Below are 21,121 nucleotides of genomic sequence, written 5' to 3' on the forward strand. Positions count from 1 at the left end.
CGTGGGAACGCGTCCGCTAGCGCCAGCTATGGAATATTTCCTTGCAGACCGGGATCATCGGGCTGAGCCTGTCGTCCGGATCCTGTGCTTTCCTGTGAACCCAGATCAGCGAATGGAAGGCTGCCACGACCTTCTCTTTCGTCTTGAATACTCCCGCTCCACCCCCGTAGTATCTGACGATCCCCGCGTGGGTGAATTTCAGGCAGGCTTCGTACAGGTTCAGGCCACTGTCCGTTGCATCCTCCCCGACCGTCGCAGCGCTGGTGGTCAGAAATGCGTTCCAGGTTTGCGGCACCCTGATTTTTTTCTTCCTGATTTTTTTGGTCGGACTGCCGAAGATCGACCCGAACAGTCCGGTGGGTGGAACCTCGTACTCCTCGTCCACTTCCGTTTCGATTTGAACCGTCTTGGTCACGAAGCGCAGGCCGCTTCTCGAGCTGCCGTACTCTGCTTCTTTCACTATCTTGTCCAACGGATCGGCCCACACGACGATAGGTTCGACCGTACCGGGACATCCGATCTGCTCGAGGAGGCCACGCACGAACCGGCAGATGGCCTGGCACTCAGCCGTGTATTTCCGATACTGGCCAAGGGCCCAGGCGCCGATTTCCGGATGTGTGTAATACGGATGACCGAGCTCGTCGGGAACATTCGCGTTCTTTTCAAGCGTATAGGTCGGGAAATAGCCCATCAGTGTCTCGACGATCTTGTGGGGCGCGCTCAGCCCGATCGTCTTGACTGCCGCGATCGAGTGTTTCATGCGGTAGGAGGTAACCCCATCATCCGGCTCGGATGGGCGCAAACGTGGGGTCGAAAAGGTCAGAAAAAGATGATTGCTTGTGGCGCCTATCGACACCTGTGCTCCACGCCTGGTGGTGGCCGTCCAGGCAATCTTGAACACTCCGCTGGCGATGTTCGGCAGTTCTGAGTCCGAGGTCAGATCCAGCGTGTTCCTGCCGATGTTGAAGGTTACGGCGGCGGAGGAAAATCGAACGGGTCCGACAGCCCCTTCGATGCTACCGTCATCCGGCGCTTCTCCCTCGGCCTCGATCACAATCCGGACGCGGAATTTCGTGTTGATGCTGTGGCTGATCATATTGGATTTGCCCGGCGTCCAATCCGGCTTGGTATATAAGGCACCGGTGTTTTTCCAGTCGGTCGTATTGTCCTTGAGCAGCCCATGGTCCGAGAGGAACGTCAGTTCAATGATCTTGAGCGTGAGGGGAGGGATGACCTTGGGCTCTGGTAGTGGCTTGCTGGCCTCGCATGGCACCACCATGGGAGTCAGGGGCTTCTCCTGTTTCTTGACGATGATGACTTTTCCGCCTTCTTCCTCATAGCGGTTGAACCAGAGTTCACGCAGCTCCTCCGTGTCGGGAGTATTCGTTCGTCCGCGAGTCTTGATGAAGACGGCGTGCGATGCCCTGTCGAAGGCAATCTTATTGATATTGTCGGGGTCAACCGAGCGCATTCCGTTTCTCCAGCATGAGGGATAACCGGTGACGCAGCAGCTCGGCGATTTTCTCGTCTTCCGTGAGTTCGCTCCGCGAAAGAATGTCCATTGCCCATGAGGTTTGCGTGGAACTCTGAAAGTTCCAGCCAAAATCGACCATCAGTTCGAGAAGGGCCATGACGAACGCTTCATCCGAAATGCCATGATCCACTGCAACACGGATCCCGTTGTGCACACAGATGCGCAAGGTGTCATCGTCGAGCTCGTGCAGGTGGTGTGCACGGGACGCGCGCAACTGCGCGATTGCGCGCGTCTCGAAGGCGCTATGGAGCGACGATTCGATTGCGCGCCATTGAGCCTCTCTTATCACCAGCATGGCGTGCTCCATCGGTCGGCAGGCGCGAGTGGGTCAGGTGCGCCTGAAGACTAGCTCCAATCCTGTCAAACCGTTAGTCGGTGCCCAGGGGCATGGATTTTCAAGGCTGTGCAGTGATCACTTCAGGCGCTTGAGCAACTCATCGCCCACCGCGGTCGCCGAGCCCGGGTTCTGGCCGGTGATCAGTTCGCGGTCGACCACCACATGGGCGGCCCAGGGTGAGGTGTTGCTGCTGTACAGCCCGCCAGCCTGTTCCAGGGCGGTCTGCGGATAGAACTTCATGCGTCCGCCGGCCAGCAGGCCCTTGGCAAGTTCTTCTTCCTGATTGCTGATCACGGTCATTTTGTAGCCCGCATAGATCCAGTCCGGCTTGCCGGCTGCTTTCCCGCCGTTTTCCATCTGCTGTTTGAAACCGTCGGCGTCGGCCAGGGTCGAGAGCAGGGCAATCGGCCCGTGACAGACCAGTGCCGTGGTCTTGCCGCGGGCATGGAAGTCCGCCAGCAGCTTGCCCAGGCGCGGGCTGGTCAGCAGGTCCTGCATCGGCGCATGGCCGCCGGGGATATAGACCGCATCGAAATGCCGATAGCCGATCTGCTCGACCCGCGACAGGCTGATCACCGGCGATTCCCCGGCCGAGGTCAGCTTGAGCCGTTCCAGCAACGCGGCGTGGGTATTCATTGCCGCCTGGTCGTTATTGAAATACATCGGGTCCAGCGAACTCTTGTCCAGCGTCGGGGCATCGCCATTGGGCGTGGCGAAGGTCACCTGGTGGCCGGCGTCCAGCAGGCGCTTGACCGGTTGCATCAGTTCGTTGAGATAGAAACCGGTGGGGAATACCTTGCCGTCCTGCAGGTCGAGATGGTTGGCATCCGACAGCACCACCAGCACATTGGCGGCCTGGGCGCCAAGGCTGGCGGTGGCGAGGGTGATGGCCATGGCCAGTTTGAGTGTGGGTTTCATGTGAGGCTCCGAAGTGCGAATGAACAGGCTGACGACTTTATTGATGCCTGGATGGGCGATAAAGTAGCCTTGCAGGAATTCATCTGGCCTCTGGAGGCAATAATGGCGCGGCGATTCGATTACCTTGGCGATGTCGAGGCGTTCGTCACGGTGGTCGAGCAGGGCACCGTCAGTGCCGGGGCCGTGGCTCTGGGAACGACGCCCTCGGTGATCAGCCGGGCGATTGCGCGGCTGGAAAGCCGGCTCGGCGTCCAGTTGCTGCGGCGCACTACCCGGCGCCTGAGCCTGACCGAGGCCGGGCGTCTGTATCTGGAGCAGTCGCGCCAGGCCTTCAGCCTGATCGACGACGCCGAGCGCGCCATCCAGGGACAGGATGGCGCGCTGAGCGGGCGCATCCGCCTGAGCGTACCGACCACCTACGGCCACTATCGTCTGCCACCGTTACTGAAGCGCTTCCACGCAGCGCATCCCGGTGTGCGGATCGAATTGAGCATCACCAACCGCAATGTCGACCTGGTTGCCGAAGGGTATGACCTGGCGATTCGCCTGGGGGCGTTACCCGACAGCGGTCTGATCGGCCGCAAGCTGGAGGATGCGCTGCTCTGTGTGGTGGCCGCGCCGGACTACCTCAAGCGCTGCGGCACGCCGCTGCATTTCGGGGAACTGGCCCGGCACCAGTGCCTGCCCTTTGTCATGCCCAGCAGCGGGCGTGTCGGCCATTGGCTGTTTCGCGACGGTGAGCGGGAGGTCGACTGGGCGCCGGCGGCCGGTATCGAGGTGACCGACGATGTGCTGGGCATCGTGTCCCTGGCCGAGCACGGCCTGGGTCTCTGCCAGACCTACGAGTTCATCGTCCGCGAGCGCCTTGCCAATGGCCGCCTGGTCAAGCTGCTGGAGCCCTGGAGCGGACGTACCCGGCCGTTCTCGCTGATCTATCCGCCACACCGGCAACTGTCGGCGGCGTGCCGGGCCTTTATCGATTTCATGAGCACGGCGGTGGCGAGCTGATACACGGTCCTGCTTTTCAAGGCTTTACTGGCCTGGATCAAGGTTTTGCCCGGGCAGACTCCTTATCGTGATGGACGATTATGTCAATCACGGATGATACGGACCATGCACGACCTGGATCGAAAATACGATATCCAGCCCCTTGTCCGGGCGGATATGACCCTCCATCTGAACGGCCAGAGCGTAGTGGCGGCGGCAGGCGAGACAGTGCTCTCGGTACTCCAGTCGGTCGGACTGCGCCAGGTTTCGCGCAACGATCACGGGCAAGTGGCAGGTGCCTTCTGTGGCATGGGGGTGTGCCAGAGCTGTCTGGTATCGATTGACGGCCGGCTCAAGCGCCGGGCCTGCCAGACCCTGGTCCGGCCGGGCATGCGCATCGAGACCGGAGTCAGCCGGTTTGCCGTGCTGGAGGTGCTATGAGCCTGCCTCCAGTGATCGTCGGCGGTGGCCCGGCAGGCATGGCCGCCGCGGTTGAACTGGCCCGCCACGGGGTGTCCAGCGTGCTGTTCGAAGAGGCCTCGCGGCTGGGAGGCGTGGTCTATCGCGGGCCGCTGCGCAGCGGGGTCGACCTTGGTTACCTGGGCGCGCGCTACAGCGCGACCCTGGAGAAACTCCACGGTGAATTCGCCACCTGCGTCGATCGCGTCGAGGTGCGTTGCAACACCCGTATCGTCGGCGGTGAGGGCGCGCGGACGCTGATGGCGCTGGATGCCGACGAGTCCCTGCAACAGATCGAGTACCCGCAGTTGCTGCTGGCGGCCGGCTGCCATGAGCGCAATGTGCCGTTTCCCGGCTGGACCCTGCCCGGGGTGATGCTGCTGGGCGGCCTGCAACTGCAAATCAAGAGCGGCGTGGTCAAGCCGTTGGGGGCCACGGTGATCGCCGGTACCGGGCCGTTGCTGCCGCTGGTGGCCTGCCAGTTGCACGCGGCGGGCGTAGCGATTGCCGGTGTCTACGAGGCCAGTGCCTTCGCTCGGATCGCCCGCGAAAGCCTGGCGCTGTTGCACAAGCCGCAGATGTTCCTCGATGGCCTGAGCATGCTCGCCTACCTGAAATTGCACGGCATCGCCATGCACTATGGCTGGGGTGTGGTCGAGGCACAGGGCCAGGACGAGTTGATGCGCGTGACCCTGGCGCCTTATTCCGCTGACTGGCAAGCGGATCTGCGGCGTGCCCATCAGGTCGAGGCCCAGACCCTGGCCGTCGGCTACGGATTTATCCCGCGCACCCAGCTCAGCCAGCAGATGGGCCTGGGCCATGGCTTCAATGCCGACGGCTACCTGTGTGCCGAGACCAATATCTGGCAGCAGAGCAGCGAGCCGCATATCCACCTGGCCGGGGACATGGGCGGTATTCGTGGTGGCGAGGCGGCGATGCTGGCCGGGCGGATCGCCGCGGTATCGATCCTGATGCAACGCGATGTCCTCGACGCCGAGGCCGCCCTGGCGTTGCGCCAGGTCTATCTCGACAAGCTGGCGGGCATCAGGAAATTCCGCTCGGGGGTCGACCGCTACACCCGGCGCGGTATCCGGCAGATCGACCTGGCGAAGGCCGACACGGTGATCTGCCGTTGCGAACATGCGACCCGGGCCGATATCGACCGGGCGCTGTCCCAGGGTGTCGAGGACATGGCCGGCCTGAAGATGCGCACCCGCGTCAGCATGGGCGATTGCCAGGGGCGGATGTGTGTCGGCTATTGCAGCGACCGTCTGCGCGAGGCCACCGGGCGCGCCGATGTCGGCTGGTTGCGGCCACGTTTTCCCATCGAGCCGATTCCCTTTTCCGCTTTCCAGCACCTGGGCAAGGACGCCTGAACCATGAGCAGAACCTACGATGTCGTGATTGCCGGTGGCGGTGTGATCGGTGCTTCCTGTGCCTATCATCTGTCGCGCCAGAAGAAACTGCGGATTGCCCTGATCGACGCCAAGCGTCCGGGCAACGCGACCCGCGCTTCGGCCGGCGGCCTGTGGGCCATCGGCGAATCGGTGGGGCTGGGCTGCGGGGTGATCTTCTTTCGCATGATGTCCGCCCAACGCCGTCGCGAGGCCCATGGCGCGGCGGTGGCGGTGGACGCCAGCACGCCGCATATCCTGCCACCGGCCTTCTTCGAGTTTGCCTTGCAGTCCAATGCGCTGTACCCGGAACTGCATCGCGAGCTGATCGAGCGCCATGGCATGGATTTCAAGTTCGAACGCACCGGCCTGAAATACGTGATCTACGACGATGAAGATCGTTTGTATGCCGAGCATATCGTTTCGCGCATCCCGCACCTGGCGGACCAGTTGCGCTGGCTGGATCGCGAGTCCCTGCGCGAAGCCGAGCCGGCGGTGAGCCCCGAGGCGCAAGGCGCGCTGGAGTTTCTCTGTGATCACCAGGTCAGTCCCTTCCGCCTGGCCGATGCCTATACCGAGGCGGCGCGGCAGAATGGCGTGGACCTGTACTTCAATACCAACGTCACCGAAGTCCTGCATCAGGGCGAGCGTGTCAGTGGCGTGCGGACCGCGGAGGCGGGCGAGTTCCATTGCGCGACCCTGATCAACGCCGCCGGCGCCTGGGCGGCCGAGCTCAGCCGGCAGGCCACCGGCATCGCGATCCCGGTCAGGCCGGTCAAGGGCCAGATTCTCCTGACCGAGCGCCTGCCCAGCCTGTTGCAGGGCTGCCTGACCACCAGTGACTGCTACATGGCGCAGAAGGACAACGGGGAAATCCTCATTGGCAGCACCACCGAGGACAAGGGCTTCGACGTGAGTACCACCTTCCCCGAGGTAACGGCGCTGGTGCAGGGGGCGATTCGCTGCGTGCCGCAACTCGGGGAGATCAATCTCAAGCGCTGCTGGGCCGGCCTGCGTCCCGGGTCGCCCGACGAGCTGCCGATCCTCGGGCCGATGGCGGGTGTCGACGGCTACCTCAATGCCTGCGGGCATTTCCGCACCGGCATTCTCACGTCGGCGATCACCGGGGTCATGCTCGAACGCCTGCTCCATCAGCAGTCGTTGCCGCTGGACATCACGCCGTTCCTGGCGGATCGCTTCGATTTTGCCGACGGGCTTGCCCAAAGGCGGCAGATAGCGGTATCTACTCGGTAGTTCCCGCGGCTCAAGCGCCGAGCCGCCCCCGAGTGGATACCCGTATGGACTATTTCGCCGCGTTGACGGCCTTTGTCGAAGCCGCCCAGGCCAACAACTTTTCCCGGGCGGCCGAGAAGCTCTCGATCAAGGCCTCGACCGTATCGCGCTACATCAAGGACCTGGAGCAGGACCTGGGGATCGCCCTGTTCAATCGTTCGACCCGTACCCTGCGCCTGACCGAGGGTGGTGAAACCTTCCTGCACCATGCGTTGCGGGTACTGGCCGAACTGGATCAGGCCAGGGCCGCGACCTCGGCGCTGAACCAGCAACCCCGGGGCCTGCTCAAGCTCAACCTGCCGCCGGCCTTCGCCCGCCACCATGTGTTGCCGCTGCTCGGCGACTTTGCCAGACGCTTTCCGGAAATTCGCCTGGAGCTGACCCTGGAAGACAGCCACGTCAACCTGATCAGTGCCGGCGTCGACCTGGCGCTGCGCGTCGGTGTGTTGCCGGACTCTTCGCTCAAGGCCCGCAAGCTGGCGGCCGAACACACGCTGCTGTGCGTCAGCCCTGGATATGCCCGGCAGCATCCGGCACCGGGCTCACCGCAGGAGCTGGCGGAGTGTGGCACGCTGTTGAACGGCAACCTGCCCGACGAAGTGTTTTTTGTGCCGCGGCAGGCGCCAGGGGCCCAGGCCGAGCGTGTCGTGCTCAGGGGGGATCTGCGCATCAACGATCTGGATGCGCAACTGCTGGCGGTGCGCCAGGGCCTGGGCATGGCGTTGTTGCCGGACTGGCTGGTGAATGATTTGCTCAGGCAGGGCGAACTGCTGCACTGGCTGCCCGACTGGCAGGCCCAGGCCACGCAGATCGCCTCGTCGCTGTGGTTCGTCTATCCGCCCAAGCGCACCGTCTCGTCGAAGGTGCGCAGCTTTATCGACTTCATGCTCGAACGTATCGGCACACCGCCTTACTGGCAGCGTTGAGAGCGCTCAGCTGAAGCGGATATCCAGGGCGCGCAGGTAGGTCTGCAGACCGGCATCCTGGATGGGGATCAGGAAGGCTTCGCGGTCCGACTCGTTGTAGTGCGCATGCCAGTAACCCGGCGGGGTGACGAACGCCAGTCCAGGCGCCCAGTCGACCCGGGTCGGGTTGCGGATCTGTCCCTGTTCGTCGACGTCGGTGCCCACCAGGCTGTAGCAACCGGGCGGGCAGTCGATGATGAAATCAAGGGCGATCGACTGGTGGCGATGGGGTTTCTGGACCGAGCCCGGCGGCAGGAGGCCGTACATCGCCCAGAGCACATGGGTCACGGTGCGGGTCTGGGGGAAATGCCGGTTGCCGAGCAGGATGCTGATGCGGCTGCGGTCCTGGGCGCGCGGGTCGTCGGCGGCTTCGCGCAGCTTGGCGTTGGCGATCTGCGCCGGGTACAGGGTGGCGCTGAAGCGATCCTGCTGGCTGCTGACACCGAGGTAACGCAGCAACGGTTCGTCATGCACGTAGTAGAAACGGCTGTCCTCGCTGGCGGCCAGTTCCACCGACTGGCGGCCGGGCAGGGCGACAAAGCAGCCCTTGTACCAGTCGAACCGGCTCTCGCCCTGGGCCAGGCTGCCATGTCCCGCGATCACATAGAGCACCTGGGAGGTGGCGTTGGGTTGCAGCGTCAGCGTGTCACCGGCGTTGAGCCGGATAAAGTTGGCACACAGCCCGGGGCCGGTAGCCGGACCTTCGCAACCCAGGGCTTCGCTCAGGTCCAGGGGCACGAGCCGCGACGGCCCGCTGTCGTAGAGCGAGGCGGGGAAGTCCTGGTAGGGGATGCGCGAGATCAATCCGGCGCTGATCGGGTTGGCGGCCTTGCTGTATTCGAAGTATTCGGCGTCCTGCTCGCAGGCGGGCAGTTCGGTGCTGGCGATCATCGGCTGTGGACGGTTCATGCTCGGGCCTCTCGACGTTCTGGTTATGGGGCACTGAGCGCTCACTATACGAAGCCCGCCGACGGGGATTAAGGCCCCGTGGGGAACAGCAGTTATGTGCAAAAGGGCAGTGAGAGCGTGATGCCCGGTTGCAAATCCTCATGTTGCCTCAGCCCAGGGAGGCCAGGTGCTCGACGGTTTCGGGGTACTTCTCCACCAGCCGGATCAGCGTGGTGGCCTGGGCATTGGGCCTGGCGCGGCCCTGCTCCCAGTTCTCCAGGGTCCGGGTGTTGGTGCGCAGGTACAGGGCGAACACTGCCCGAGACAGTTTCAACTGGGTGCGGATCGCCACCAGTTCATCGGCGCTGATCGGTTGCAGCTTGCCCAGTTGGACCTTGTGGGTACGCAGGGTGACTTTCCCCTGGCGCTGGTCGGCCAGTGCATCGAAGCCCTCGACCAGTTCTGCAAAAATGTCACGTTTCATGGTGGTTTCTCGCCTCTATCTCTCTGTTCAGCAGTTGTTTCAGGATGTGCTTCTGCTGTGGACTCAAATCATCCCGTTCGTCCTTGTCGTACAGGGTGAATAGCCAGAACTGGGAGCCTTGCGGCCACCTGTAGTAGATCACCCGGATGCCGCCTCGTTTGCCTTTGTGTCGTTGCAGGTCAACGCAACGGACCTTGCGCAGCCCGCCGGTGCCCTGGATGACCTCGCCTGCTTCTGGGTTGTGCAGCAAGGCGAGCTGGAGACAGCGGAATGCCTCGTCGCCCAGGTAGTCTCTGCGATGGCGTTCGAAGGGCGGCAGTTCGATAAACAAAGCATTCATTATTTGTACGCTACTTACGTATGGATATAAAGGGGAAAAATATGTCTGCTCTTCACCCTAGTTGAGGCCTGACAGCTCATTTGCAGGACTTTTCCTGCCGTTTTGCAGCTTTAGGCGGCGGCACCTGCCAGAGGATGGTGGTCAAGGGCGATTGATGTTTTTCCTGCCCAACGGGTCGTTTTCCATCAATCCCGGCCAGGGATGGCGCTCTAGATTAGGTTCCAACGCCGGCAGCCGAACCGAGCGCTCAACTCTGGTCGAGGAGCACGTCCATGCAACCTATTCATATCCAGAAACAACAATCCCGGGTCGAAGGTTGGGATCAGCAGAATCCCGAGGAGGCCTTCACCCTGCCATCGCGTTATTTCTTCGATGAGGGACTGTTCCAGGCCGAGCGCGACAATATTTTCATGCACGCCTGGCACGTGGCGGGGCACAGGAACGAGTTCGCCCAGCCCGGGCAATACGTGGTCTGCGACCTGTTCGACCAGAGCATCGTGGTCGCCTGTAACCGTGAAGGACAGGTCCATGCCTTCCATAACGTCTGCCAGCATCGCGGCAACCGCCTGTTGGAAGAGCGGCGCGGTACCACCGGCGGAGTGGTGCGCTGTGCCTATCACTCATGGTGCTATGAAATGGATGGCAGCCTGCGCGGCGCGCCCCGTTGCGAACGGATGAAGAACTTCGAATTGCAGCAGTTCAATATTCCCAAGGTACGGATCGAGGAAATGGGCGGTTTCATCTACTTCAACCTCGATCCCCAGGCGCCGTCCCTGCGCGAACTGTTCCCCGGCGCCGACGAGGAAATGCGCCGGGTCTTCCCGGACCTGGAACAGATGCAACTGATCGACGAGCAGGACGTGATCGTGCCGGCCAACTGGAAAGTGATCATGGACAACTCCATCGAGGGCTATCACTTCAAGCTCTCCGGCCCGTGCCACATCGACCTGGCCAGACTGATCGACTTCAAGGGCTACGAGCTGATCAAGCGGGACAACTGGTGGACCTATGCGGCCCCGGCCAACCTGTCGGCGACCGAAGCCTATGGGGTGAAGCTGCGCAGCGACCTGAATCCCGATGAGTGCTTCTTCAATATCGGCATGTGGCCGAACAACACCTTCTATACCTTTCCGTTTTCCGAGTTCCTCGGCTCGTTCATGATGATTCCACTGGATGCCGAGCGCTCGCTGCTGCGCTTCGGCTACTACTCCTCCAACGCCCGCACGGCCGAGGTCAGCACCGCCTGCATGAAGTGGATGAACGAGGACCTGGGACCGGAAGATATCGCGCTGAATATCTCGGTGCAGAAGGGCCTGCGCTCGCTGGGCTACGACCAGGGTCGCTACATGATCGACGCGCAGCGCAGCAATGAAAGCGAGCATCTGGTGCATCACTTTCACCGCCTGGTGTTCCAGGGTATCCACGGTACTGCCGACCGTTGAGTTCGCTTGTCGCGATCGGCGTCGCCGATCGCCCCAGACCTTCTGATGGAGCACGCCCGGTCATGTCCGAGCACGAATTCGATTACCTGATTGTCGGCGCCGGGTCCGCCGGCTGTGTCCTGGCCAACCGCCTGGGGGAAGACCCTGAGCTCAGGATCCTGTTGCTGGAGGCGGGACCGGCCGACAACAGCTGGACCATCGACATGCCCTCCGCCGTGGGGGTGGTCGTCGGCGGCACGCGCTACAACTGGGGTTTCAGCTCGGAACCCGAACCGTGGCTCGACGGCCGCCGGATCGGCACGCCCCGTGGGCGTACCCTCGGCGGTTCCTCGTCGATCAACGGCATGGTGTATATCCGCGGGCATGCCCGGGATTACGACAACTGGTCGGAGCAGGGCTGCGTCGGCTGGAGCTACCAGGAAGTGCTGCCGTATTTCATCCGCGCGCAGAACCATGCCGATGGACCTGACAGTTATCGCGGTGCGCAGGGGCATCTGCATGTCACGCCGGGGGATATCAGCACGCCGTTGTGTGCCGCCTTCGTCGCGGCCGGGGAGCAGGCCGGCTATGCGCCGAGCAACGACCTGAACGGCTATCGCCAGGAAGGTTTCGGCCCGGTGGACCGCACGACTCGCCACGGCAGGCGCTGGAGCACCGCCCGCGGTTACCTGCGCGAAGCCTTGCAGCGCGGCAATGTGCAGGTGGCGACCGGTGCCCTGGCGTTGCGCATCCTGTTCAAGGACAAGCGGGCCTGTGGTATCGAGTACGAGCAGAACGGTCACGTCTGGCAGGCCCGGGCCCGGCGCGAAGTGCTCTTGACCGCCGGGGCGATCAGTTCGCCGCAGTTGCTGTTGTTGTCCGGCATCGGCCCGGCCGCGGAGCTGCGTGACCTGGGGCTGACGGTCCTGCACGACCTGCCCGGCGTCGGCAAGCGTCTCAACGACCATCCGGATACGGTGGTGCAGTACCTGTGCAAGAAGCCTGTGTCGCTGTACCCGTGGACCAGCGCACCGGGCAAGTGGTGGATCGGCGCGCGCTGGTTCATCCGCCATGACGGCCTGGCGGCCAGTAACCATTTCGAGGCCGGGGCCTTTATCCGTTCGCGGGCCGGGGTCGAGCACCCGGACCTGCAACTGACCTTCATGCCCCTGGCGGTGCAACCGGGCACGGTGGACCTGGTGCCTGCCCATGCGTTCCAGGTGCATATCGACCTGATGCGGCCCACCAGCCTGGGCAGTGTCACCCTCAAGAGTCGCGATCCGCGCCAGCCACCGAAGATCCTCTTCAACTACCTGAGCACCGAGCAGGACCGTGCCGACATGCGTGCCGGTGCGCGACTGGTGCGCGAAATCCTCGGGCAACTGGCCATGGCGGCCTTTGCCGGCGAGGAGCTGGTGCCCGGTCCGGATGTGCAGAGCGATGAGGCACTCGATGCCTGGGCCCGGCGGGTCACGGAAACCGGTTACCATGCCAGCGGCACCTGCAAGATGGGACCCGCCGCCGATGCCGCGGCGGTGGTCGATCCGCAGTTGCGGGTCCATGGCGTGGAAGGGCTGCGGGTGGTGGATGCCTCGATCATGCCGATGATCGTCAGCGGCAATACCAATGCGCCGACGGTGATGATTGCCGAGAAGGCCAGCGATATGATCCGCGGGCAACCGCCGTTGCCGGCGCTCTCGGTGCCGGTGTGGGTGCATCCGCACTGGCAGAGCCAGCAACGCTGAGCCTGCGGGTTGGGTGGAGGGAGTTCACTGATGAGCCACGAGTCACGCGATACACCGCCGCTGCATATCGCCGTGCTGCTGCTGCCGGCCTTTTCCCAGTTGGGGCTGGCGGCGGTTATCGAGCCTTTGGCGATTGCCAACTGGTTGAGCCAGCGCACGCTGTTCCGATGGACGCTGCTGTCCCTCGATGGTCAGCCCGTTCCAGCCAGTAACGGCCTGAGCACGGCGGTCAGTGGTTGTCCCGAGGCCGGGCAGGGCTTCGATGCCTGCCTGGTGATCGCCAGTTTCGATGTGCACAAGCACAGCCGCAACCAGTCGCTGAAAAGCTGGCTGCGCAAGCAGGCACTGTTCGGCGCGGTGCTGATGGGCGTGGAAACCGGAACCGAGCTGCTGGCCGCGGCCGGGGTGCTCGACGGCCACGAAGCGGCGGTGCACTGGGACAACCTGCAGGGCTTCCAGGAAAGCTATCCCCGGGTCAAGGCCCGGCCCCAGCTCTACACCCTGGAACGCCAGCGTCTGACCTGTGCCGGTGCCACCTCGACCCTGGACATGATGATCGCCTGGCTGGGGCAGAGCGTCGACAGCGACCTGGCGCGGGAGATCGCCATGCACCTGCTGATGGGGCGGGTACGCCAGCCCATGGACAACCAGCTCGACGATGGTCCGGCCAGCCCGCGGCTGCAGGGGGCGAAGATGCGGCGGGCGGTGATGCTGATGGAGCAGGCCCTGGAAGAACCGCTGGATTGCGAAGCCATCGCTCGCCAGGTGGGGTTGTCACAGCGCCAGCTGGAACGTCAGTTCAAGCAGCACACCGGCCTGTCGCCGCTCAAGTACTACATGACCCTGCGCCTGGCGCGGGCCCACAGCCTGTTGCAGCAGACACAGATGAGCGTGGCCCAGGTCGCGGCCTGTTCCGGGTTCGGTTCGCTGGAGCATTTTTCCCGCACTTACCGGGCACGTTTCGGTTGCCCGCCCAGCGAGGATCGCAGCCAGGTGTTCAGTGCCCCCGTGATGCGCCAGCCGCTGAGCCGTGAACTGCGTTCTTCGCTGATCGAAGAATGACAGGTTGCCGGTAATACCTGTGTGGGAGCCGGCAAGCCGGTTCCTACCGTGCAAACTCCGGTTCCTCCTCCTCCAGGATCCCCCGCAGGGCCGCGAAATGCTTCTCGGCAAATCCCGGGTAGTCGAGCCATTGTCGTGCCGTCTTGCGTGCCACCTCATCGCTGGCGATACGCAGCGGGCGTCCTGTCGACAGCGCCGTGACATACACCTCGCAGGCCCGCTCGAAGTAGTACAGGTCGTCGAACGCCTGGGCCACGCTGGGCGCGGCGACCAGCAAGCCATGATTGCCCATCAGCAGGATCGGCTTGTCCCCCAGCAGGCGGCTGACCCGTTCGGCCTCGTCGCCCAACCCCATGCCATCGAAACCTTCATCGATGACCACCCGCTCGAAAAAACGCATGGAATTCTGCTCGATGGGCGGCAGGCGCGAGTCCGCCAGGCAGGCCAGGGTCGTTGCGTATTTCGAGTGGACATGCAGGATGCAGCGGGCCTGGGGCTGGTTGCGATGCAGCGCGCCGTGCAGGGCCGAAGCGGTGATATCCGGGGCATCCGGGCGGTCGAGGGTGCTGGGGTCATCGGCCTTGACCAGCAGCAGGTCACTGGCACGGATTCGTGAAAAATGCCGGCCATAGGGATTGATCAGGAAGTCCCGGCCATCGTCGGAGACGGCCACGCTGAAGTGATTGGCGATGGATTCGTGCAGGCCCAGGCGTGCGGCCCAGCGAAAGGCGCAGGCCAGTTGGCTGCGCAGCGACGGGTGATCGAGGGGCGAAGGCATGGCGGGCTCCTGGGCAATCGGCGGATGCTGCAGAGTCTAGGGCGGCTGGGGATCAAGGCTTGATGGGAAGCGACTTTTGTTGACGTGATTGTTTCCGATGGGGGGTAAAGGCTGCCGGCCCCTTCGCGGGCAAGCCCGCTCCCACAAGTTTCGGGTCGTGCACAAACCCTCGCCTCGACTCGAACACTGTGGGAGCGGGCTCGCCCGCGAAGAGGACCTCCAGAACGCCACAAGCCCATGGTAGTCATACTGACTCCCATGGTCGATATGACCGCATTTTTCATCGAGTCATAACGACTCCAGGCCTCTCACAGGCCTTGATTTTAAAGGCCCCGGCAACTGGCACGGATCATGAGTGGCAAGATGGCATCAGCCTCAGCTACGGACCTCCCCATGATATTTGTACGTGCCAGCCACCATCGCGCCCTGCTGCAGGACAATGCCCGCCTCAATGGCGAACTGGACCAGGCCCGGCAACGCATCGCCGAACTGGAGTCCGGTCGCGATTGTCGGGAACAGCAGGCCGCGCCGACGGCCGAACTGGCGTTCTACCAGGGACTGGCGGGTAACCTGCTGCAATTCGGCCGCTCCATTTCCCATGTCGGCGAGTCCTTCGATTACCTCAACCTGCGCCTGGTGGATAACAACCACAGGGCCAAGAGCGTGGCCGTGGCGGCGATCCAGAACAAGCAGAAGTTCGGTGTCCTGCAAGAGCAGACCCATGTCATGCAGGACGGGCTGGCGGACCTCGACGAGCAGATCTCGCGACTGGTGATCCGCGCCAGCGAGATCGACCGGATCGTCGGTCTGATCAGCGCCATTGCCAACATGACCAACCTGCTGGCGCTCAATGCGGCTATCGAGGCGGCCCGGGCCGGTGAGTCGGGTCGCGGTTTCGCGGTGGTCGCCAGCGAGATCCGCGACCTGGCGGAAAAGACCGCCAGCGCCACCCAGGACATCATTCGCGAAACCGCCGATATCAAGGCGATGATCGGTGTCGCCCAGAGCAGCATCCAGCAACAGGCCAGCACCGCCAGCGTGTTTCATGGCCTGACCAACGAAGCCGGTGGGGCAATGTTCGAGGTCTATACCCTGGCCCAGCGCATGCAGCAGGAGATGAGCCAGTCATGCTTCCGGGCGGGTATCGAACAGGCCAACCTGGCCGAGCTGTCGCTGAAGGTCTCGGTCTATGAAGGCATACTCGGGGAGGCTGTGGAGGCGCCGTTGATCAGCGATCATGACTGCCCGTTCGGTCGCTGGTACTACGGCGAAGGCAATCAGCAGCTGAAAAGCTACAAGGCCTTCAACCGCATCGAACGTCCCCATGGTCTGGTGCATTCGGCCGGTGCCGAGGCCCTGGCCGCCCACCGCCAGGGCCGGCTCGACGAGACCCTGGTGCAACTGGCGGTGATGGAGCGCTCGAACGTGGAAGTGATGGACATCATCCAGAGTGTGCTCGCCGAGCATGAACGGCGGGCGCAAACCAGCCCGGTCTGAGACTCAGATCATCGGGTCCCAGCGCTGGGACCAGTCGCTGTCGGCCTTGACGATCTCGCGCAGCAGCTCGAAGGCCCTCTGCAGGGTGGCCGAGTCCCGCTCGCGGGCGTACACCAGATAGGTCGGGTAACTGAACTCCGGCGCCTTGGGCACCCGCTCCAGGACGCCGCTGTCCAGATAGCTCTGCACCACCCGGGTACGGAAATACCCGGCGCCGCCGTTGCCGAGGATGAACTGCAGGGCCACCGGCCCCAGGTTGAAGCTGGCGGCGGCCCGCGCCTTGTCCGGCAGGGCGGCGTCGTGCTGGCGGCGGAAGTCTTCGCCCCAGTCGATGTACACATAGGGCTCGGGCTTTTCCGCCAGGCGCACCAGGATCAGCTTTTCCTCCAGCAACTGCTCCACCTGCAACCCCGGCCAGTACGCCGGCTGATAGACCAGGGCGGCATCCAGCACACCCAGTTCGAGCTGGCGCAGCAACTGCTCGCCGTCGCGGATTTCGGTGCGCAGGGCATGGGTCGGGATCTGCTCGCGCAAGGCCTTGGCCCAGCTGAGGATCAACGGATTGCACAGGCTGACCTCGCCGCCGATATGCAGCACGTTGTTGAACCCGTCCGGCAGCGGCAGGTCGCGGCGGGCGGCTTCCCAGGTCTGCACCAGCTGGTTGGCATAGACCACGAAGGCCTCGCCATCCGCCGTCAGCCTGGCACCGGCACGATTGCGCACAAAGAGCGTGGCATCGAGCTGGCTTTCGAGTTTCTGCACCCGGGCGGTGATCGCGGTCTGGGTCACATGCAGTTTCTCGGCGGCGGCCACCAGGCTGCCGTAGCGGGCGATTTCGAGAAAGGTGCGGGCGAGGTCGATATCCATGGGGCGTCCGGGGCGCGAAGGAAAGACAGTGTAATCGCTAACGAGCCGATCTGGTCTACGCTGCCAGTGTCCCGCAGCCAACAGGAAAAGGAGAGCGCCATGGGCAGTCCCCAGGTGTGCAGCGGCGCCACCCTGCAATGCAGCTTCGGCGCCGCGCCGGGCATGCTCAACGTCTTGCCGATCAACCGGGCCCTGACCAGCAGCATGCCCGCCGCGAATATCATGGACTACATTCCGCTGGTGAACATCGGCACCTTCGCCATGTGCCAGAGCATCGCCAATCCGATGGTGGCCGCCGCGACCGCCGCCGCCCTCGGCGTGCTGACCCCCATGCCGTGCATCCCGGCCACCGCCGCGCCCTGGATTCCCGGTGGCCCGCCGACCCTGCTGCTGGGCAGCATGCCGGCGCTGGATGCCAACAGTTGCGTGATGTGCACATGGGGCGGGGTGATCAAGATCGTCGTGCCGGGGCAGGTGCAGATGCTGATTCCCTGAAACTCAGGCTTCTTCCGGACCTTCACGGCGCAACCACCACCAGCGCCAGCGCGAGATCGGCTTGCCCTCGGCGTCCAGCGGACGACCGTCCTCGGCATAGGGCTGTCCGGCATCGAGCAACTGGCCGTTGCGATAACGGCTGCTCAGGGCGAGCTGGCCGTTCTGGTGGAAGCGCTGGTACAGGCCGTCGCGCACGCCATCGCGATTGTGCTCGACTTCCGCGACGCTGCCATCGGCGAAGTAGTTGGTCGCCTCGCCATGTAGCAAGCCGTGACGATAACCGGCCTTGCGCTGCAGGACGCCTTCCGGGCTGAAGAAACTGGCGATGCCGTGGGTTTTCCCGACCTGGTAGGGCACCTGGGCCGAGACCTTGCCGTTGGGGTGATAGAGCGTCGACAGCCCCTGCAACTCGCCCTGGCTGTAGCTCAGGCTGGCCTGGGGACGCCCGGCTTCCTCGATCTTCAGCGGTCCTTCCAGCTGGTCGTCCAGCAGGCGGCCGGTGAGATGGCTGTCGCCGCGTATCAGGTCGAGCTTCGTCGACTCACTCATGTGCGTTCCTCAATTGACCTTCACCAGGCCACCCTTGATGGTCAGCATGCCGCCGCCGTCGACGGTCTGCTCGGCACCGCCCTTGTTCATCAGGCTGACGCCCGCATCGTTGGTCATGGTGGTGCCGGCCTTGTTCTCCAGCGAGGTGCCGGCCTGGTTGCTCAGCGAGGTTCCGGCCTTCTGGCTGATGGAAGTCGCGGCCTGGGCCGCCAGGTCGGCATCGCTCTTGATGGCGAAACTGCCGCCGCTTTGCAGGGTCAGGGTGCCGGTCACCTTGATCGTCAGGTTGCCGTCGACGGTGAGGTTGTAGTTGCCGGTGACCTTGTGCTCGTAATTGCCGCCGGTGCTGTGGGTCTGGTCGGCACCGACCTTCACCGTACGGCTGTCCTTCACATCGAGGGTATCGCTGCCGGTCTGGATGGTGACGCTGCGCTTGCCCTTTTCCAGGGTCACGGTTTCGTCGCCTTCTTTCACCGTGCGGGTGCGGGCGTTCTGCACCGTGAGGGTTTCATCGTGGCCGACGGTGGCGGTGGTGTCGTTGAGCACATTGATCTTGAAGTCCTTCTGGGCCTGGAGAAACACTTCCTCGGCATCCTTCTTGTCCTCGAAGCGCAGCTCGTTGAACCCGCCGCCGCCCTTGGACGAGTTGGTCTTGATCCCGGACTGGGTCTGGTTCGCCGGCAGCGCATAGGGCAGGGCGTTGTCGCCGTTGTAGACGCAGCCGGTGACCAGCGGCCGGTCCGGGTCGCCGTCGATGAAGGTGACAATCACCTCCTGGCCGATCCGCGGCACGAACTGCATGCCGAAGCCCTTGCCGCTCCAGGGCAGGACCACGCGGACCCAGCAGGAGCTGGTTTCATCGTTCTTGCCGTCGCGGTCCCAGGGAAACTGCAGCTTGATCCGGCCATATTCATCGGTCCAGATTTCTTCGCCGGACTTGCCCACCACCAGGGCGGTCTGCGTGTGCATGCGTGGTTTGGGCGTACTGCGTGTCGGGCGAAAGGCGGTCGCCTTGGGAATCGCTTCGAAGCGATTGCGGTAGTTTTCGTGATCGACTTCGTGGGTCACCGACGTCACGACCCAGTCGATATTCAGGCTGGCGTCATCATGACCGGTGAGGGTGAACCAGTGCCCCGGCACCAGCCAGCGGCAATCGCTTTCGCCGACAAAGCGTTTTTCCTGGCTGCGCAGGGCATCCACCCGCTGTTTGGTCAACGTATCGCCGCGTGCCTTGGCGGTGTAGCCGCCGGGATGCTCGTAGATCGAGCGCGGTCCGGCAACCGCTTCGGCCTGGCCGTAGAGCGAAGTAGTGGGGGTGGTGAATTCGTAGTCGGTGGTCTTGTAGGTCCCGGCGACGGCCTGCAGGCACTGTTGGCCCGAGCGGATGCCGTGCAGTTCGCGCACGCCGATTTCCTGGCCCAGGTACGGCACTTTCGGTCCGTTGGGGATCGGCGGGAACGCGTCATTGCTGTCCGCCAGCACCAGGGTGTGCTTGCCGTCCTCATGGGTGAAGAACCAGAAGATGCCTTCTTCCTCCAGCAGCCGCGAGACAAAGGCGAAATCCGTCTCGCCGTACTGGATGCAGTATTCGCGCGGGGTGTAGCTGCCGGTGAGCGAGAGTTTGAAATCGGTGAAGGCATGGGCCTTGAAGATCGTGGTGACGATATCCGAGGTACTGAGGTTCTGGAACACGCGGTTGTTGCTGGCCAGGGTCAGCCACCAGAGCCATGGCCTCAGCACCAGCTGATAGCGCTCGGCCGTGGCATCGGCGGGTAACTGGCGGATTTCGGCGACCAGGGCGTCCAGTGGACGAAGCAGGGCGTCGTTGTGCACGGTGGCGGTGACATGGGTGGCGATGGCGGTGGACAGGGTGAGGGTGGTGCCGTCGTTGAGACCCAGCAGGTTGTATTGGCCGAGCTGGTTGAGGAGCTCCTCTCCGGAAAAGGACGCAGGGTAAAGCGCGGCCAGTGATGAGGCGGTCAGGGACAGGCTGGTGTTGGTATCGACGGAGCGGGGCATTGAGGTATCTCAAGTACAAGGGATATAGATATAGCATTCATTTCCGACGATCGATAAATGAAGTCCTTTCGCTTAGAGTGACTAATCAAGCATCGCAGCGTTACTGCTGGTAGCGCCACTTTCCCCAGTGCCGTCAGCCGTTAAGGGGCGGGCATTTGTGTAGTACTGTTCAAGTAGAAGAACACGATTGTAGAGGTCAGGTTCTTTTTTTATAATTTTCATATATTCTTGAAGCTTTCTTGCTTTCTCTCTTTTTGATGAATCCAGCTTTAAGATGTCGGGCGGGTTTGAGAAGTAGCTATATGCTTCTAGCAGGTGTTCATCAATTTTTCTGCTGGATTCTTCGACATAATGTCGAAAGTTAAGGAACTCTTCTTCCTCGGGGGAAAGTAGGCGGTCGGCATCCATTTCTTCATCGCGGGACGAGTTTTTTAGGTGAATCGTTGCGAACATCATTTCATGTGGTAAATTGGCCTTCGTCCTTGCTCTGAAACCTTTTCTAGGTGCTTGTGCGTCCCATACCTTAATCGCATAGCCGTAGCTGATGAGAGCTAGAACACTTAGCCGATTGGTCAGTAAACCTTCCTCCCCTCCATAGAGTTGGAGTAATTTCATACGAATTTTAATTTTATTTGACTTGATGAACTCGATCAGTTTTGGTGTGCACGTTGAACAAGGAGAGCGTGATAGTTTTATTGTGATGTAAGGTTTTTTTTGATTAAGCGTTTGTAGTGCTAGGATTTCCTTGTAGACTGATGTTTCAGTAAATTCTTCCCAAGCAGACATAAATTGGTCTTCAGCATGATTTCCATGTTGGCTTACACCATTTACATTGTAGACTTTTTCTGTTCCGGCATTTGAGAAATTACCCAGGATGAAGCCGCAAAATTTTACTAGTGCGACAACTCCAAATTCGGATCTTAAGTTGTTAGGGTTGCTTGTGCCGCCTTTTGTTACAGGATCGAACATGAAATTTCCATAAATCAGGGCGCCTTGATTTATCTCTGTTGCTTGCTTAAGGCTATCTGCGAAGTATGTTCCGTATTTTCCTTTGTGCATGTTTTATCCTTTTTAAAGAGATGTGTGGAT

At 62.4% G+C, this 21,121-nt stretch carries 21 protein-coding genes and 1 pseudogene; 11 read left to right on the forward strand and 11 right to left on the reverse strand.

The genetic code is table 11. The features are described 5' to 3' along the window. Positions 1-16: 16 nt before the first annotated feature. The 3 genes from ACL9RJ_RS18435 to ACL9RJ_RS18445 form a co-directional block, all read right to left on the reverse strand. Positions 17-1,471, reverse strand: coding sequence for a hypothetical protein (locus tag ACL9RJ_RS18435; RefSeq protein ID WP_212809906.1), 1,455 nt, complete (start codon positions 1,469-1,471; stop codon positions 17-19). After that, positions 1,458-1,829: a hypothetical protein gene (locus tag ACL9RJ_RS18440; protein WP_017129446.1), complete on the reverse strand. Its 372-nt coding sequence runs from the start codon at positions 1,827-1,829 to the stop codon at positions 1,458-1,460. Before ACL9RJ_RS18440 ends, ACL9RJ_RS18435 begins: the two co-directional genes overlap by 14 nt. Positions 1,830-1,946: 117 nt before the next feature. Beyond that, on the reverse strand, positions 1,947-2,789 hold the full coding sequence (locus ACL9RJ_RS18445) for a type 1 glutamine amidotransferase domain-containing protein (RefSeq protein ID WP_177106589.1): 843 nt from the start codon (positions 2,787-2,789) through the stop codon (positions 1,947-1,949). 102 nt (positions 2,790-2,891) lie between these two features. Between ACL9RJ_RS18445 and ACL9RJ_RS18450 the strand changes: the two genes are divergently transcribed. The 5 genes from ACL9RJ_RS18450 to ACL9RJ_RS18470 all read left to right on the forward strand — a co-directional run bounded on the left by ACL9RJ_RS18450 (position 2,892) and on the right by ACL9RJ_RS18470 (position 7,848). Then, positions 2,892-3,797, forward strand: a complete 906-nt coding sequence (locus ACL9RJ_RS18450) for a LysR family transcriptional regulator (RefSeq protein WP_422765534.1) — start codon at positions 2,892-2,894, stop codon at positions 3,795-3,797. Between the two features lie 105 nt (positions 3,798-3,902). Beyond that, on the forward strand, positions 3,903-4,217 hold the full coding sequence (hcnA, locus tag ACL9RJ_RS18455) for a cyanide-forming glycine dehydrogenase subunit HcnA (RefSeq protein WP_017129443.1): 315 nt from the start codon (positions 3,903-3,905) through the stop codon (positions 4,215-4,217). Further along, a complete protein-coding gene (hcnB, locus tag ACL9RJ_RS18460) occupies positions 4,214-5,611 on the forward strand; it encodes a cyanide-forming glycine dehydrogenase subunit HcnB (protein ID WP_212809904.1) in 1,398 nt (465 codons plus the stop codon). The genes hcnA and hcnB overlap by 4 nt, the downstream gene beginning before the upstream one ends. 3 nt (positions 5,612-5,614) lie before the next feature. After that, positions 5,615-6,883 carry a cyanide-forming glycine dehydrogenase subunit HcnC gene (hcnC, locus tag ACL9RJ_RS18465; protein WP_177086685.1) on the forward strand — a complete coding sequence of 423 codons (1,269 nt, stop codon included), beginning with the start codon at positions 5,615-5,617 and terminating at the stop codon, positions 6,881-6,883. A gap of 44 nt (positions 6,884-6,927) precedes the next feature. After that, complete coding sequence (locus tag ACL9RJ_RS18470; RefSeq protein ID WP_177086687.1) at positions 6,928-7,848, forward strand: LysR family transcriptional regulator; 921 nt, start codon at positions 6,928-6,930, stop codon at positions 7,846-7,848. 6 nt (positions 7,849-7,854) lie between these two features. Here ACL9RJ_RS18470 and ACL9RJ_RS18475 read toward each other — a convergent pair whose 3' ends face one another. The 3 genes from ACL9RJ_RS18475 to ACL9RJ_RS18485 all read right to left on the reverse strand — a co-directional run bounded on the left by ACL9RJ_RS18475 (position 7,855) and on the right by ACL9RJ_RS18485 (position 9,599). After that, positions 7,855-8,796, reverse strand: coding sequence for a cupin (locus ACL9RJ_RS18475; RefSeq protein ID WP_042937106.1), 942 nt, complete (start codon positions 8,794-8,796; stop codon positions 7,855-7,857). Positions 8,797-8,944: 148 nt separating this feature from the next. Beyond that, positions 8,945-9,259 (reverse strand): helix-turn-helix domain-containing protein, encoded by a 315-nt coding sequence (locus ACL9RJ_RS18480; RefSeq protein ID WP_017129438.1) that lies wholly within the window; start codon positions 9,257-9,259, stop codon positions 8,945-8,947. After that, positions 9,249-9,599, reverse strand: a complete 351-nt coding sequence (locus ACL9RJ_RS18485) for a hypothetical protein (protein ID WP_042937104.1) — start codon at positions 9,597-9,599, stop codon at positions 9,249-9,251. The genes ACL9RJ_RS18480 and ACL9RJ_RS18485 overlap by 11 nt, the downstream gene beginning before the upstream one ends. A gap of 272 nt (positions 9,600-9,871) precedes the next feature. Here ACL9RJ_RS18485 and ACL9RJ_RS18490 point away from each other — a divergent pair, with 272 nt between their 5' ends. From ACL9RJ_RS18490 to ACL9RJ_RS18500, 3 genes are all read left to right on the forward strand, one after another. Next, positions 9,872-11,041 carry an aromatic ring-hydroxylating oxygenase subunit alpha gene (locus tag ACL9RJ_RS18490; RefSeq protein ID WP_017129436.1) on the forward strand — a complete coding sequence of 390 codons (1,170 nt, stop codon included), beginning with the start codon at positions 9,872-9,874 and terminating at the stop codon, positions 11,039-11,041. Between the two features lie 62 nt (positions 11,042-11,103). Next, positions 11,104-12,765: a choline dehydrogenase gene (locus ACL9RJ_RS18495; protein ID WP_422765535.1), complete on the forward strand. Its 1,662-nt coding sequence runs from the start codon at positions 11,104-11,106 to the stop codon at positions 12,763-12,765. A 30-nt stretch (positions 12,766-12,795) separates the two neighbouring features. After that, entirely contained in the window at positions 12,796-13,827 is a 1,032-nt protein-coding gene (locus ACL9RJ_RS18500) for a GlxA family transcriptional regulator (RefSeq protein WP_017129435.1), read from the forward strand. A 43-nt stretch (positions 13,828-13,870) separates the two neighbouring features. Here ACL9RJ_RS18500 and ACL9RJ_RS18505 read toward each other — a convergent pair whose 3' ends face one another. Further along, positions 13,871-14,605, reverse strand: coding sequence for a class II aldolase and adducin N-terminal domain-containing protein (locus ACL9RJ_RS18505; RefSeq protein WP_017129434.1), 735 nt, complete (start codon positions 14,603-14,605; stop codon positions 13,871-13,873). Between the two features lie 726 nt (positions 14,606-15,331). On the opposite strand from ACL9RJ_RS18505, the pseudogene ACL9RJ_RS18510 reads away from it, so the two are divergent. Both ACL9RJ_RS18510 and ACL9RJ_RS18515 read left to right on the forward strand, forming a co-directional pair. After that, positions 15,332-15,670 (forward strand): annotated as a pseudogene (locus tag ACL9RJ_RS18510) (methyl-accepting chemotaxis protein); the annotation flags it as partial. Positions 15,671-15,721: 51 nt separating this feature from the next. Further along, positions 15,722-16,102 carry a CZB domain-containing protein gene (locus ACL9RJ_RS18515; protein WP_244861912.1) on the forward strand — a complete coding sequence of 127 codons (381 nt, stop codon included), beginning with the start codon at positions 15,722-15,724 and terminating at the stop codon, positions 16,100-16,102. A 3-nt stretch (positions 16,103-16,105) separates the two neighbouring features. Here the strand turns inward: ACL9RJ_RS18515 and ACL9RJ_RS18520 are convergent, their stop codons facing one another. Continuing rightward, positions 16,106-16,969, reverse strand: a complete 864-nt coding sequence (locus ACL9RJ_RS18520; protein WP_017129432.1) for a LysR family transcriptional regulator — start codon at positions 16,967-16,969, stop codon at positions 16,106-16,108. 99 nt (positions 16,970-17,068) lie between these two features. Here ACL9RJ_RS18520 and ACL9RJ_RS18525 point away from each other — a divergent pair, with 99 nt between their 5' ends. Further along, a complete protein-coding gene (locus tag ACL9RJ_RS18525; protein ID WP_017129431.1) occupies positions 17,069-17,464 on the forward strand; it encodes a DUF4280 domain-containing protein in 396 nt (131 codons plus the stop codon). 3 nt (positions 17,465-17,467) lie between these two features. On the opposite strand, the gene ACL9RJ_RS18530 is transcribed toward ACL9RJ_RS18525, so the two are convergent. From ACL9RJ_RS18530 to ACL9RJ_RS18540, 3 genes are all read right to left on the reverse strand, one after another. Next, positions 17,468-18,013, reverse strand: coding sequence for a toxin-antitoxin system YwqK family antitoxin (locus ACL9RJ_RS18530; protein ID WP_177118803.1), 546 nt, complete (start codon positions 18,011-18,013; stop codon positions 17,468-17,470). A gap of 9 nt (positions 18,014-18,022) precedes the next feature. After that, complete coding sequence (gene tssI, locus ACL9RJ_RS18535) at positions 18,023-20,032, reverse strand: type VI secretion system tip protein VgrG (protein WP_178990820.1); 2,010 nt, start codon at positions 20,030-20,032, stop codon at positions 18,023-18,025. 81 nt (positions 20,033-20,113) lie between these two features. Beyond that, positions 20,114-21,091: a hypothetical protein gene (locus ACL9RJ_RS18540; RefSeq protein WP_103033078.1), complete on the reverse strand. Its 978-nt coding sequence runs from the start codon at positions 21,089-21,091 to the stop codon at positions 20,114-20,116. Between the last annotated feature and the right edge of the window lie 30 nt (positions 21,092-21,121).

This window comes from Pseudomonas sp. Mn2068, assembly GCF_049319725.1.
GTDB classification, from domain to species: domain Bacteria; phylum Pseudomonadota; class Gammaproteobacteria; order Pseudomonadales; family Pseudomonadaceae; genus Aquipseudomonas; species Aquipseudomonas gingeri.

Bases quoted from the DNA above. Each gene is read 5' to 3' on its own strand.
- ACL9RJ_RS18445 (WP_177106589.1), bottom strand. From the start codon at position 2,789: ATGAAACCCACACTCAAACTGGCCATGGCCATCACCCTCGCCACCGCC.
- hcnB (WP_212809904.1), top strand. From the start codon at position 4,214: ATGAGCCTGCCTCCAGTGATCGTCGGCGGTGGCCCGGCAGGCATGGCC.
- ACL9RJ_RS18480 (WP_017129438.1), bottom strand. From the start codon at position 9,259: ATGAAACGTGACATTTTTGCAGAACTGGTCGAGGGCTTCGATGCACTG.
- ACL9RJ_RS18440 (WP_017129446.1), bottom strand. From the start codon at position 1,829: ATGCTGGTGATAAGAGAGGCTCAATGGCGCGCAATCGAATCGTCGCTC.
- ACL9RJ_RS18495 (WP_422765535.1), top strand. From the start codon at position 11,104: ATGTCCGAGCACGAATTCGATTACCTGATTGTCGGCGCCGGGTCCGCC.
- ACL9RJ_RS18505 (WP_017129434.1), bottom strand. From the start codon at position 14,605: ATGCCTTCGCCCCTCGATCACCCGTCGCTGCGCAGCCAACTGGCCTGC.
- ACL9RJ_RS18520 (WP_017129432.1), bottom strand. From the start codon at position 16,969: ATGGATATCGACCTCGCCCGCACCTTTCTCGAAATCGCCCGCTACGGC.
- ACL9RJ_RS18500 (WP_017129435.1), top strand. From the start codon at position 12,796: ATGAGCCACGAGTCACGCGATACACCGCCGCTGCATATCGCCGTGCTG.
- ACL9RJ_RS18515 (WP_244861912.1), top strand. From the start codon at position 15,722: ATGAGCCAGTCATGCTTCCGGGCGGGTATCGAACAGGCCAACCTGGCC.
- ACL9RJ_RS18530 (WP_177118803.1), bottom strand. From the start codon at position 18,013: ATGAGTGAGTCGACGAAGCTCGACCTGATACGCGGCGACAGCCATCTC.
- ACL9RJ_RS18475 (WP_042937106.1), bottom strand. From the start codon at position 8,796: ATGAACCGTCCACAGCCGATGATCGCCAGCACCGAACTGCCCGCCTGC.
- ACL9RJ_RS18485 (WP_042937104.1), bottom strand. From the start codon at position 9,599: ATGAATGCTTTGTTTATCGAACTGCCGCCCTTCGAACGCCATCGCAGA.
- ACL9RJ_RS18540 (WP_103033078.1), bottom strand. From the start codon at position 21,091: ATGCACAAAGGAAAATACGGAACATACTTCGCAGATAGCCTTAAGCAA.
- tssI (WP_178990820.1), bottom strand. From the start codon at position 20,032: ATGCCCCGCTCCGTCGATACCAACACCAGCCTGTCCCTGACCGCCTCA.
- ACL9RJ_RS18435 (WP_212809906.1), bottom strand. From the start codon at position 1,471: ATGCGCTCGGTTGACCCCGACAATATCAATAAGATTGCCTTCGACAGG.
- hcnC (WP_177086685.1), top strand. From the start codon at position 5,615: ATGAGCAGAACCTACGATGTCGTGATTGCCGGTGGCGGTGTGATCGGT.
- ACL9RJ_RS18525 (WP_017129431.1), top strand. From the start codon at position 17,069: ATGGGCAGTCCCCAGGTGTGCAGCGGCGCCACCCTGCAATGCAGCTTC.
- ACL9RJ_RS18450 (WP_422765534.1), top strand. From the start codon at position 2,892: ATGGCGCGGCGATTCGATTACCTTGGCGATGTCGAGGCGTTCGTCACG.
- ACL9RJ_RS18490 (WP_017129436.1), top strand. From the start codon at position 9,872: ATGCAACCTATTCATATCCAGAAACAACAATCCCGGGTCGAAGGTTGG.
- hcnA (WP_017129443.1), top strand. From the start codon at position 3,903: ATGCACGACCTGGATCGAAAATACGATATCCAGCCCCTTGTCCGGGCG.
- ACL9RJ_RS18470 (WP_177086687.1), top strand. From the start codon at position 6,928: ATGGACTATTTCGCCGCGTTGACGGCCTTTGTCGAAGCCGCCCAGGCC.